Annotated in this window: 8 protein-coding genes and 2 pseudogenes; 4 read left to right on the forward strand and 6 right to left on the reverse strand. The window is 45.7% G+C overall.

What is annotated here, in order from left to right; all coding sequences use genetic code 11:
- Positions 1–102: 102 nt before the first annotated feature.
- Positions 103–1,095, forward strand: a pseudogene (locus CIK98_RS03540) (RQC domain-containing protein); the annotation flags it as partial.
- Between the two features lie 730 nt (positions 1,096–1,825).
- Here the strand turns inward: CIK98_RS03540 and CIK98_RS03545 are convergent.
- Together CIK98_RS03545 and CIK98_RS03550 are read right to left on the reverse strand one after the other, a co-directional pair.
- Positions 1,826–2,302, reverse strand: coding sequence for a hypothetical protein (locus CIK98_RS03545; protein WP_094382910.1), 477 nt, complete (start codon positions 2,300–2,302; stop codon positions 1,826–1,828).
- Positions 2,303–2,364: 62 nt separating this feature from the next.
- Positions 2,365–2,571, reverse strand: a complete 207-nt coding sequence (locus CIK98_RS03550; protein WP_141210393.1) for a hypothetical protein — start codon at positions 2,569–2,571, stop codon at positions 2,365–2,367.
- A gap of 204 nt (positions 2,572–2,775) precedes the next feature.
- Here CIK98_RS03550 and CIK98_RS03555 point away from each other — a divergent pair.
- Positions 2,776–2,913: pseudogene (locus CIK98_RS03555) on the forward strand (IS1380 family transposase); the annotation flags it as partial.
- A gap of 30 nt (positions 2,914–2,943) precedes the next feature.
- On the opposite strand, the gene CIK98_RS03560 reads toward CIK98_RS03555, so the two are convergent.
- Complete coding sequence (locus tag CIK98_RS03560; protein ID WP_094382913.1) at positions 2,944–4,179, reverse strand: MFS transporter; 1,236 nt, start codon at positions 4,177–4,179, stop codon at positions 2,944–2,946.
- 13 nt (positions 4,180–4,192) lie between these two features.
- Positions 4,193–4,519, reverse strand: coding sequence for a multidrug efflux SMR transporter (locus CIK98_RS03565; RefSeq protein WP_094382914.1), 327 nt, complete (start codon positions 4,517–4,519; stop codon positions 4,193–4,195).
- A 533-nt stretch (positions 4,520–5,052) separates the two neighbouring features.
- Between CIK98_RS03565 and CIK98_RS03570 the strand changes: the two genes are divergently transcribed.
- The gene (locus tag CIK98_RS03570; protein ID WP_094382915.1) at positions 5,053–7,713 is read left to right on the forward strand and encodes a leucine-rich repeat domain-containing protein; all 2,661 of its coding nucleotides are present in this window, start codon (positions 5,053–5,055) and stop codon (positions 7,711–7,713) included.
- A 32-nt stretch (positions 7,714–7,745) separates the two neighbouring features.
- Positions 7,746–10,343 carry a leucine-rich repeat domain-containing protein gene (locus CIK98_RS03575; protein ID WP_094382916.1) on the forward strand — a complete coding sequence of 866 codons (2,598 nt, stop codon included), beginning with the start codon at positions 7,746–7,748 and terminating at the stop codon, positions 10,341–10,343.
- Positions 10,344–10,464: 121 nt separating this feature from the next.
- Here CIK98_RS03575 and CIK98_RS03580 read toward each other — a convergent pair whose 3' ends face one another.
- Positions 10,465–11,886 (reverse strand): hypothetical protein, encoded by a 1,422-nt coding sequence (locus CIK98_RS03580; protein WP_094382917.1) that lies wholly within the window; start codon positions 11,884–11,886, stop codon positions 10,465–10,467.
- A gap of 21 nt (positions 11,887–11,907) precedes the next feature.
- Positions 11,908–12,816, reverse strand: coding sequence for a hypothetical protein (locus CIK98_RS03585; RefSeq protein ID WP_094382918.1), 909 nt, complete (start codon positions 12,814–12,816; stop codon positions 11,908–11,910).
- Positions 12,817–12,833: the final 17 nt, after the last annotated feature.

A 12,833-nucleotide genomic window follows, 5' to 3' on the forward strand; every position in this document is an offset into this window, starting at 1 on the left:
GTGGTGGGGTAAGGGGAATTTATGCGTCTTTGTGGCGATTTTTGCTGCGTTGCGCCCTCTTTTGCCGCAGTGCCGCTACCTTTTTGACCTCTGTGTCATCTTATGAGGGCGGTTGCGGATTTGAGGTTCATCAACGACCGTGTCAATGTAATATGTGCAACAATTGCTTTTGGCATGGGTATTGACAAAAGTAACATTCGCTTTGTCATACATTATAATCTGCCAAAGAGCATCGAGAGTTTCTATCAGGAAATTGGTCGTGGAGGAAGGGATGGCTTGCCAACGGAGACCATACTGTTCTACAACGTACAAGACCTGATTACCCTCCGTAGCTTTGCAGAAGAAAGCGGACAACGGGAAATCAACATTGAGAAACTGAACCGTATGCAAGAATATGCCGAGGCACAGGTGTGCAGAAGACGCATTCTATTGAATTACTTTGGTGAAACGAGTGAATGTAGTTGTGGTAATTGTGATGTATGCAAGAATCCTCCACAACACTTTGACGGCTCCATTCTTGTGCAAAAGGCCTTGTCTGCCATAAAGCGCTGCAACGAGGAGATTGGCTTTACCATTGCTGTGGATGTGTTGAAAGGCAATTTTTCCCCCGCAGTAATAGCAAAAGGATACGACAAAATAAAGACATTTGCTTCAGGGCGTGACGTACCTGCCAATGATTGGCGAACTTATCTGCTTCAAATGCTACAAATGGGGTATATTGAGATTGCATACAATGAAGACAACCACCTCAAAGTAACACCATTGGGAGAAGACATTCTGTATGGACGTAAGCAAGCGCAACTCTCTGTCATTGTGCGTGAAGATTTGCGTGTTACAAAGCGTAAACGAAAGCACATTATGGAAGAACAGATAGCAGGTACTGCACCAGACGAAGAACTGCTTTTTGAAAAGTTGAGAGCATTGAGAAAGACCATTGCCGAGGAAATCGGCAAACCCGCATATATTGTCCTTTCCGACAAATCTCTGCATGCTCTTGCATCAGAAAAGCCAACCAACCTATTCCTGTTTGGAAATACATACGGAATCGGTGAACACAAGAAGACGCAATTTGGCGAACGTTTTGTGGATTTGATTTGCAATCACCTCAGAGTCAATCGTTCTCCAGAACCAGTCTCATCTATCCAAAATCAAGCCATGGATGAAGACACAGCGACTATGTCATATATAAATCCTGGGTTGTCCTATATGGATAGACAAAAGCAGTTGTATAGCAAAGCATACGCACCATGGACAGAAGAAGAGGAGAAAGACTTGCTATTATATTATCAGCAAGGTAAGACAATCGCTGAACTTGTTGAAATATTCCAAAGGAATGCAGGAGCTATCCGTTCGAGACTCAGAAAGTTAGATTGTATAATGTAAATAGAGAATAAAAGTGATAAAAAATCATAAAGACTTCGTATGACCACATTGTCTTGAATGATTCGCTCAAGTGCTCCCTTACCTTTGCGCTTGGAAAGATTTTTGATCCTCCATACACTCAGAAGCAATACGGAACCCAGTATCATTTGTTGGAAACTCTTAACTATGAGCGACCTCATCAGAGTCTGGCCAACTTCACACCAGCATCATTTTACGGCAACAAAGAGAAGAAAGTAGGATAAACTCTTGCACAATTCAACTAATAGTATTAACTTTGCAACGCCAAGACAAGAGAACGCTCGGGATTGTCCGCATGCTCTGGATGGCGCAGCAACCAATGTTCAACCACTTGTCGAATATTGGGGAGTACTATAGTCCGTTAGTTGTAAGATAAAACTGTTTTGACTTGATTTTCTAAGACAAGAGTCAAGTACAGTATGAACTATATGCTATCATGCACAGATATAATGGAATTCTCTATAAAGATATCTCTAACTGTTTGAAGGAATATCTCTTTTTCGAATTTCTTCAATTTGCCCGGATATTTTAAGGTCTTCAAAAAATCCATGAATGAAAGGGCTAAATATTTGAGACATTCTTCTTTAGTGGTCAACTTAAAATAACCTTCAAAATCCACCACAAAATCTGCCGTAAGACATTTATACATTCTTACCTCAGGAGTTACAGAATCCCTATATTTCAGAGTTTTATCCTCATAATATTTAGGACGTTGTGCTTGAAAGAATTGACCGAACATAGGCGACAAGCATATAAGCCTTATACATATTTTTTCTACTAGCTCAGAGTTAAATCCAAGTAACCCTTTTGATAGTACGCTCTTAAATGCATAGAGAGCATCTTTATAGAATCTAAAATTTGAAAGTTCTCTAGAAGTTTCTATTGCTAATGATGTTTTCATACTTTGTTATTTTAATAATACAATATACTAATATAATCTCCTTAATATATAGAAGACATGGTTTATTGGAAGCGTTTATTACCTGGAGGCAATTGGCCATGTTCAAAAAAATACCAATACAACATTATTTTTTCCTGTATCAAAATTTCCGTTTTTGTTCCATAAAATAATTTTTGCATTACAAAATGATTCCTTTCATACGAATCTTTATTATAACGTTTCTCTCCTTGTGTGGTTTCTCCATACTTCCATACATCACCTTGTTTCATATAAACCATTGAATTTGTTCTTACATTCCAATGAGGGACAGGGGACAGGTCCGTGTCCTGCCTCCTCATTTTTTGTAACATTTGAGATTATCCTAAATTCCGCAGCACTTTAGTTTAACTTTTTTATAAGTACCTGAGCAACAAAAAGTTGTTCAGGATTTTGCCATGTCAAATTTTATTTCTGTGGAGGCGACTGTGTGGAGGAACAATGGCTTCGGATGGGCAAGGCTGCCAAAGTCCTTCATGGCAGAGAACACTGTGTTCCTGATGCTGACAGCACTCATACGCAACTTCTACAAGTTCCTCATGGACAGGATGGACACGAAAGCCTTCGGACTAAAGATATCAGAACCCTTTTGCATTCACTGACGGCTAAGAAACCGAATTCGCGGGTAAACGGCAGCATAAAGCCCCTGTGTATCCACCCTTATGTCGTTGTGGCTTGAAGCAGTTTACGAGCAAGGAAGCCACGGTAAAGGCAATTCCTACCCCTACCACACCTGTCCACCCGTAATGCTGCCAAGACAGACCGGAAACGAATGTACCGGCAGAACCACCCAAAAAGTAAATGGTCATATAAACGGTATTGATACGATTGATGGCAGATGCATCAAGGGCGACTACGCTGGTCTGATTCGACAAATGGATGCATTGCATACCGGCATCAATCAGCAAGATAGCAATTGTTATCCACAAATAGCTGTCATTCCCCCAAAATGCCAGTATCCATGCAGCCAACACAACGCATCCTCCGACAATAGAGAAGAACCTCGCACCGTACTTTTGGACGTAGCCGCTGATGAAAACCACCGTGGATGCACCTGCCAGTCCACACAAACCGAGTGCTCCGATAATGTCGTCGCTAGCAAAAAAAGGTTCCTGTTTCATCCGAAAAGCAAGGCAACTCCACAAAGCGAAGAACGAGCCATAAGCCAATGCCGCCCTCACCGATGCGATAGGCAAGTAGGGGTATTGGGAGAGCAGGCGCAACAAAGATTTCATCAACCCTGCATAACTTTCTTGAGAACAGGTAGACAGCGCGGGTAGTATCTTGTGAATCATCAGGAAGCATCCGAGCATAAACAAGCAAGCTACAAAATAGACGGAACGCCATCCCCATACGTCAGCCAGAAAGCCACTGAATACCCGTGAACCAAGAATGCCTATGAGCAGGCAAGATTGTATAATCCCTACGTTGCGCACCTTGTGCGCAGGGGGTGAATAGTAAGATACTAACGGAATGAAAAATTGCGGCATAACCGAAGATGCGCCTGCAAGCAATGATGCGCCCCACACCCAATAGATGTTCGGGGCAAGGGCTATGGCAAGCAAGGCGCACGAAGATATGATATAATTGGTCAATATCAGCTTCTTTCGTGAGACCAAATCACCAAGCGGGATGACAAACACAAGTCCGGTCACATAGCCTATCTGTGTCAATGTCGCTACCATGCTGGCAGAAAAGTCGTTTACCGCGAAATCTTTTGCCATGCTACCCAACAAAGGTTGGTTGTAGTAGCAGTTGGCAACGGAAAGTCCGGTAGCAACTGCCATCAGAGCCAGCAGAGCTACCGGAATGCCTTGGTTCTCTCTTAATTCATACTTCATTTGTCGTCTTCTTTCAGTATGACACGACTTTCAATCCTATCAAGGATGCAATGAGCGCGAAGAGAAAGAAAAGCCGGATGGGAGTGGCAGGTTCCTTGAAAACGAATATCCCAATCAAAACCGTACCAACCGCTCCGATTCCCGTCCAAATGGCGTAAGCAGTTCCCAAAGGCAAAGTCTGTACCGCTTTGGCAAGCAAAGTCATGCTCAGTACGGTAGAGGCAAGGAAACCGCTTCCCCACAAATAAAATTCAAATCCTGATGCCGCTCTCGTTTTCCCTAAACAGAATGTGAGGCTCACCTCAAACAATCCTGCCAATAATAAGATTATCCAATTCATACCTATGATTTATTAAATTCGGTTGCAAAAATAAATAAGCCTTAATTCCGCAACACTTTGATTTAATTTTATTTATAAGTTCCTGAGCAACAAAAAGTTGCTCAGGATTTTGCCATGTCAGATTTTTCACTTACCTTAGTGCTGCAAATCAAGACAAGCAAAAAGCATCAATGACATTGCAAAGGTAAGCATAAAATCTGAGAAAATCACTCCTTTTGGAGGATTATTTCACGTGAGGGAGCAATTTTAACGTTTTGTGGGTCCGGTAATCGACAAGGTCCTGGGACTTCGGTGCACATCGTTCGGCTATCAAAGCGCGAGATTGTGGGTTCTTTGTTACATATTCCGGAGCATACCCGTTCACATTATGACAATAAATTGACGATACAAAGTGACTTTCCCACTGCGAAAAGTCACTTTTTTCTTTATTGACCAAAGTTTTGCTTTATTGACCAACGACTTTCAATGTTTTTTCGTAACTTTGCAGCCGAAATATTGTATTTATATTGTATTTACTTTAATTACCCGTAATTATGAATAAAATTATTAGACATCTGTTATTATGCCTTGCTTGCCTTATGGCATCAACGGCGACGGCTACTGCAAAGAGCAAGCCGATTTTCTTGAACAATTTGTTCTATAGTGTGAACGAAGCCGACGGTACTGCCACATTGGTGAAGGCACCGCCACAGTATGATTATTACTCCAATATAATATACGACTCGATATTGGTCATTCCCGACAGCGTGAGCTATGAGGATAAGAAATATGTCGTGACAGAAATAGGCGATTCGGCATTCTATTATTATGCTAATATAAAGAACATACAGTTGCCCTCGACAATAAAGACTATCGGGAATGGTGCTTTCTATTATTCATCCATTGAGGAAATCAATTTGCCCGAAGGCTTGACCGTCATTGCCGACGATGCATTTTGTGGGTGTATGAGTCTTGACAATGTCGTGCTGCCGGAGAGTCTTGACAGCATAGGCCATAGGGCATTCAGCAGTTGCAATAAATTATCATCGATTGTTATCCCAAATAACACCAAGCACATCGGGGAATGGGTATTTTATTCCACTGGTGTGGAGTATGTCAAGCTGCCTGACAATATGGAGGTGATTCCTATGCGTTTACTTAGTTCATGCTATAATCTGAAATCCATAGAACTGCCAAAAAGCGTTAAGAAGATAGGTGATGCTGCTTTTGGAAGTTCAGGGCTTACCTCCATCAACCTGCATGAGGGAATAGAAGAATTGGAACGATGGGCTTTTTCTTCAACTGATCTTACCGAGGTGCGTCTGCCCTCTACATTGAAGAAAATGGGAGTTGCAACCTTTGAGAGGTGTGATAAACTCGAAAAGGTGGAGTTTGCCGACGGCTTTGAGGAAATTGGTGAAAGGACTTTCGGACATTGCGACAAGCTGACAACTATAGTCATGCCAAGCTCGTTGCGGAAGATTGGCCGCAGCAGCTTTGAGTATTGCACGGCACTGACGGAGTTCACCATCCCTGCCACTCTCACAGAGATGGAGGGAAACGTGTTTTTGGAGAGTGCCCTGAAGACACTGACACTTGAGCCGGGCAACAACAGTTTTAAGATGGAAGACGGAGTGCTTTACTCTGCTGACGGCAAGGAAATGTATTTCATCACCGACAGTGTAAACACGGAATATGTAGTGCCTGAAGGTGTGGAGCGCCTTGCCCCGTACGTGCTTGCAGGTCAGAAATATATGCAGGGATGCAAGTTGCCCGAAAGCCTGAAGGAGATAGGTCAGGGGGCTTTCGCCAGATGCACCTCGCTCTTGGGCATAGACATACCAGAGAACGTGAGCGTTATCGAATCCAAAGCTTTTTCTTACTGCGACAGTCTCAAGGAGATTACGTTGCCCGACAAAGTAACGGAAATAAGAGAGAGATGCTTCGAAAATTGCAAGTCATTGTCATCAGTGAAGCATGGCGATGGCATAAGGTCTTATGGCGATTATGCGTTCTCATACACAGCGATTAGAGATTATACAGTTCCAGAAGGTGTAGTGGAGTTGCCATACGGGCTTTTCATGTTTTGTGATAGTCTCAATATGGTCAAATTGCCCTCTACTTTAAAAGTCATTGGAGGTTATGCATTTGGATATACAGGAATAAGGGAGGTCGTTCTGCCTGACGGATTGCGTGAAATTGGCGAAAGGGCATTCACAAGTGCAAGTGTTGAATCAATAAACATTCCAAACTCCGTTGAGACAATTGGGCATTGGGCCTTTGGGTCATGCAAAAACTTAAAGTCGATAACGCTACCTACAGGGTTGAAACAATTAGGAACATATTCGCTCTCTTATTGCAAGTCGCTTGAGAGCATCACCATTGCGGAAGGCACTATCACTGCGCTGCCAGATTATGTATTTTGTAATAGTACATATTTATCGGAGGTCAATCTGCCATCGACGATGAGGACAATTGGAAATGGTTGCTTCGGAAATTGCAAGTCTTTGGAGAACATTAAGCTGCCTGAGTCTTTGAAGTCTATTGGAGAAGGGGCTTTCCAAGGATGCTCTTTCTTGTCAGAACTGGAATTGCCGGAAGGACTTGAGGGCATCCATAGAGAGGCGTTTGTGGGAAGCGGTTTAAAGGAACTGCGCATACCCAAGTCGGTGAAATGGCTTGAGGTGGTATGTTTTGTTTATGCCACGGAGTTGGAGACTGTTACGATAGATGCCCCCCTTGACGTGCTGCCAGCATGGTCTTTCTATGGCAACACGAGCCTGAAGAACCTGTATCTGTGTGATGGGATAGAGAGGATCGGTAATTATGCCATGGAAGAATGTCCTTCAATTGAGACATTGGTTCTTCCGTCGTCATTGAAATACGTGGAATATTGTGCCGTCTCCAATTGCAGCTCGCTGACTACGATACAGTGTAATGCCGTGACACCTCCCGACACCGACGAAGATCCCTTCGGCGAGGAACTGTATGCGCAAGCCACACTGGTTGTGCCGCAACAAAGCGTTGAGGCATACAAGAACCATCCCACATGGAAAAAATTCTTCAACATCAATGGCATAACCACATCAGTTGAAGGTGTAAATGCCGCCCCTGCCGCCAGCCAAGAACGTATCTACAACCTGAAGGGCCAGGAGATGAAGACCGGAAAGGGATTTTTCATTAAGAATGGAATTAAAGAATTAAGAATGTTTTAAATGAATAATTAGGGAGTCCAATTTGATGTACTATGAGAAAGTTCATTATAATTATTATGGCGTTGGTGGCGATGAATCTCACTGACGTCGAAGCTAAGAAGTTCTACCACTATGGTAATACACTTACATTCCTCTGCGACGACGAGACGATGACGGCAGAGGTAGCGGGAACATACCACGTGGAGACAAGCGGCACGATAACCGTGCCGGAGACATTTGTGGCAAAGGACGGCAATACTTATACCGTGACAGCCATCGGCGACAACTTCCTGTATTTCGATGGATTTGTTTATTCACAGGGCTGCAGTGAGGTGGTTCTGCCCAAAACCATAAAGAGAATTGGCAACAGTGCTTTCTGCAAAACAAAAATCAAAAGCATCAACCTGCCCGAGGGACTGGAGTCGATAGGCGAGGCGGCATTCATGAATTGCTTCAACCTTGAGTTGGCGGAGCTGCCATCCACGCTGCAGCATCTTGGCGATCGGGCTTTTTGCGGATGTGCCAATATAACAATATCCACATTGCCAGAGTCGATAGAGACGTTGGGAAAATATGTGTTTGGAAATGTACTACCGGGTGGCAAGATTACATCGTTCACCTTACCCGATCATATCACCGAGCTGCCTGATAGCTTTTTCTACATGAGAAGGGGGCTGAAGGAAATTCACTTTCCTGCAAATCTGACAAGGATAGGAGACTATGCAATCGGCTATACAAACATAGAAGAGTTGGTCATCCCGGATAAGGTGACGGAAATAGGGAAATATGCCTTCTATAAAACCGTAAGACTGAAGAAAGTGGTGCTGCCTTCATCTTTGACATCCATACCCAATAGCGCTTTTGCCTATTCAGGACTCACCAATTTAGATTTCCTCAGTGGTAGTAACGTCAAGGAAATAGGCGATGAGGCTTTCTATTACTCCCAACTGGAGGAGGCTGTTATCCCGGAGGGTGTGACAAAGATTGGTTCAGGCATCTTTAGTAGATGCGAGAAGTTAGAAAAAATCAGCTTTCCCTCAACGGCTACTGACTTTACAGGAAATCCTATCTACTTGGCAGACAATGTGAAGGAAATCGTCATTGCCGAGGGCAACCCGTCGTTGGAAATGACTGCCGACACCGTGTTATACTGCAAAAACCGTGACGGCAGGACATTGCTCAATGTATCTAAGTCGGCCTTTGTCGATAGCACCTTTGTGCTGCCTTCCGACGTTACCGAGATAGGTGACTATGCCTTTGGATTCTACCGAAGAGTGAACCGTATGGACTTCCCGGAAGGGCTGAGGCGCATCGGCAATGAGAACTTCCAGCTTTCTACCTTGAAAAAGGCCATCCTGCCTTCCACTTTAGAGGAGTTAGGCGATAGAGTATTCATCCAATCGGAATTAGAGGAGGTTTCGTTGCCGGATGGACTGAAAGTGATTCCTGATGAAGCTTTTTATCGATGCGAAAAATTGGGAAAGGTGTATTTCCCGGATGGGCTTGAGTCGATAGGTAAATTCGCATTCAGTGGGACGCATCTTCCCGCAGAGGTGGTGCTGCCACAAAGTGTAAAGCACATCGGAAAGGGCGCTTTCCGAAAAAATGCGGTGCCATATGAGAGGTTTGTCTTGCCCGAAGGATTGGAAACTATTGAAACGCAGGCGTTTGAGGCCAGTGTATTGCCAAACGGTATCGTCATTCCGGGCAGTGTGAGAAGGATTAAGAATGTTGCCTTCAGTGGGTGTGAATGGAAGAATATCGTCATACCCGAAGGTGTGGAATACATAGGTCCGGGCAGTTTCCAGATGAATTATGCCACAGAGGTATCGCTACCGTCAACACTGAAATACATAGACGAAAAGGCTTTTTTAGATAACGACTTTGAGAAGATTGCCCTCCCCGAAGGCTTGCGGAGTTTGGGTATTCAGGCATTCATAGGATGTATCTACCTTAAGGAAATCGTTATTCCAGACAGCGTAGAAGTCCATCCGTATGCTTTCGATGAATGTACAGGATTGGAGAAGGTGACCTTCCCCGAGGACTTGCAGATAATCCATCCGGGACTGTTCACTGGTTGTACAAGTCTCAAGAGCGTCGAGCTCCCCAAGAACCTAATTGCCTTAGAAAACGAAATCTTCAACGGCTGCTCTGCCTTGGAGGAGATTGATTTCCCCGAGACTTTGGAGTGCATTGGCAACTGGGTGTTCAGCGGCACAAGCCTGAAGAAAGCCGACCTCTCGCACACATCGCTGCGAAACATCATTTGGGAGGCATTTGCCGACAACGCGAGCCTCACCGAGGTGCGTCTGCCCGCCACATGCAACTTCGTAGGAGCCAAGGCGTTCGCCGGTTGTGACAACATCTGCGTGGTGGAAGTGCTCGCCACTGAGCCGCCGACGGCAGAGGCGGAGGCATTCCAGTCGCCTGTCACAGAGCAGGCAACGCTCATCGTGCCCGAAGGCTCGGAGCAGGCCTACCGCAATGCCGAGGTGTGGAAGGAATTCAAGAACATCGCCACTCCGACATCTCTGAAATCTGTTATAGTAGATACAAAAGACAGTGAGCGCATCTATGACCTTAGAGGTGTAGAGCAGAATAGAGAGAAAGGGCTTGTCATTAAGAATGGAATTAAAATAATTAATAATTAATTAAAGTTTCCCACACCCACTACAGCTGCTTCTGTGGGTGTGGGAAACTCTTATTATTAAAACTTACCTTCTCCGAAGCAAAGGTCTCAAAAGAGGCTTCGGAGAAGTTTTTAGGGTAGGGTTATTTCTTTGTCAGCACGCTTGTAGCGCCAGTGTAAACGTAGGTGTATCCATATAGCGCATAATATATTGTCCAGTTGGAGATGGTGATGCTGCCATCGTTCTCTATCGTTCCGACAACGGGAGTGTCGGGAGCACCGTATTGACAGAAGGTGTAGTAGCCTAACCAGTTGTCCTTCACGTCGATGGTGATCTTGCGCAGGTCGAAGTCAACCCTTGCCGTGAAGGTGTCCTCCATTCCGTAGAAGTTGTAGATGGAAATGGTGCTGTCGTCCACTTTCTCTATCTTCACGTCGCTCTCCTTGTCGATCACCTTGGTCCATGTTGCCCAGTCGTAGGTCATGTCTAAGCAGTTTGTCACCTCGGTGTAGTCGCCCACGATGTCGTCAACGGTAAGTCCTGCAGCACCGGTGTCCCACGTCACGTCGTCGTATCCGCCTCCGAGGTAGTTGTTGTCCTTGTCGTAGAGATAAATGTAGAACCAGAGCTCGCCCTTGTTGCTGTTGCCGTTTTCCCATCCGGTGTAGCCAGTACCGCGCTGGTAATAGAGGCGGATGTTGTAGTCGCCGGCGTGGAAGTTGTAGTATGGAGCCTGTGCGGAGTAGGCGTTGGTGAACACTACCTCAGGAACGCCTTCAATCACGCTTTCCGTATCGACGTAGAAGTCGAGGACATCGGTTGAGCCATAGATACCGTCGATGCGGAACGAACCGTCGTCGTAGCCCACAATCTGGCATTTGAATGTCTTGTCGAGAGCTTCGGAGTAGTAGTCGCCGTCGGTGCGCCAAACCTCAATCTTGCTTCGTGTCACGGTGAACTCGAAGGTGATGGAGTTGGAGTAGTTCTCGTCCTCCGTAATGGCTTGTATGATCACGCTATGGTCGCCAACAGAGAGTCCGGAGATGGTGATGCTGTTGGCGGTGGTGGTGAGTGTGGTTTGTCCCTCTCCTTCGCCGTAGGTTATCTCATAGTAGTCGGCATGCTCCACAGCAGGCCATGTCAGTACGATGCCTGCCGAGGTCTGCTCCCATGTAGCCTGAGGCTTGTCGAGTTGCACCACGTCGTTTGTCGTCGCCTGCAGTGTGGTAATGGGCGATGTTGTCTTGTCGCCTGTAACGGCTGCGTAGGACCACACGTTCAGTGTGTAGGTGGTGTTCACCTTCAGTCCGGTGGCAAGGATCGATGTGGTGCTGGTTGTTCCACCGAGAACCACTGTCCCGTTGGGGTCAGAGAGTTCGTAGGCATACTGTGTGGCTCCGTTGACAGGAGTCCAGTTGAACGACAGTGTGCTAACTGTCTTTGTACCTTCAGTTATTGATGTCGAGTCGAGTGGCGACTTCACTATCTCGTCGTCGCTGCACGATGTGATGCCCATTGTCAAGGCAACTGCCATGAGCAATATTCCGTATAATCTTTTTTTCATAGAGTCAAAGTTTTGAGTATGTTAGTCTTTCCACGAGAACGAAACGGCATTGTAGTCGTCGTACTGTCCGTCGGTGTAGTCGGTGAAATAGAGATAGACGTAGCCGCCCTTCTTGTCGAACGAGATGCAGGAGTAGCCCAGTGTAGTGCCGTAGTCTTCGAGTATGCAGATGTCGGCAACCTCAATGGTTCCGTCGGCAACCTGCCATACTGGATAGCTCTGTGTGGCGTCGTCAAAGAGGTAGGCAGCCTTTGCCTCAGGGCCCTCGTAAGGCTCGTAGTTGGCGTAGGTCGTTATGCTGTTGTAGCCAACGTAGGCAGTGGATGCGCTTCCCACTACGAAGATGTAATCAACTCCGGAGTTGAGGAAATTGACGAAGCGGTAGCGGTTAGTCTCGCCGAGCTGTTCGAGAGTGCCTGTGAAGAAGTTCAGCATGCCGAGTGTCGTCCATTTCATCTTCACGTTGTTGCTGATGGTTTTCCATGCAGCCTCCATGATGTATCCCTTGAACGTTGTCGTTCCCTCCACCACGGTGTAGTGGTCGGCATATTCCTCGCCCACGCTGATGGAGTAGTTGTATTTCCTTGAAGGCTCAAGGTTGCTGAACGTTATTTTTATTGTAGTGGATGCCTGTCCGGCGGCAAAGGAAGCGGTTGATGCGACGTTGAGTCCCTCGTCGGCTTTGACTGTCAGTGGCACGTCGGCTGCGCTCTCAGCCTTCAGTCTCGACACTGTCAGGTCAATCTCTGTGGCTTCTCCTGGCTGGAAAATCCTCTCGCTGGCATTGCTGCTGTTGAAATATACGCCAAGGCAGCCTTCTGCCGTTGGTGTGCCTGGCTCGTAGTTGCTGTCGTTCTTGTCGTCGCATGACGCGGCAAGGGCAACCATCGCCATCATCATCAAGATGTTATATAATGCTTTTATCTTCATAGAACATTTAATTCTTT

Origin of the sequence: Prevotella sp. P2-180 (assembly GCF_002251435.1) — a bacterium.
Taxonomy (GTDB): Bacteria; Bacteroidota; Bacteroidia; order Bacteroidales; family Bacteroidaceae; genus Prevotella.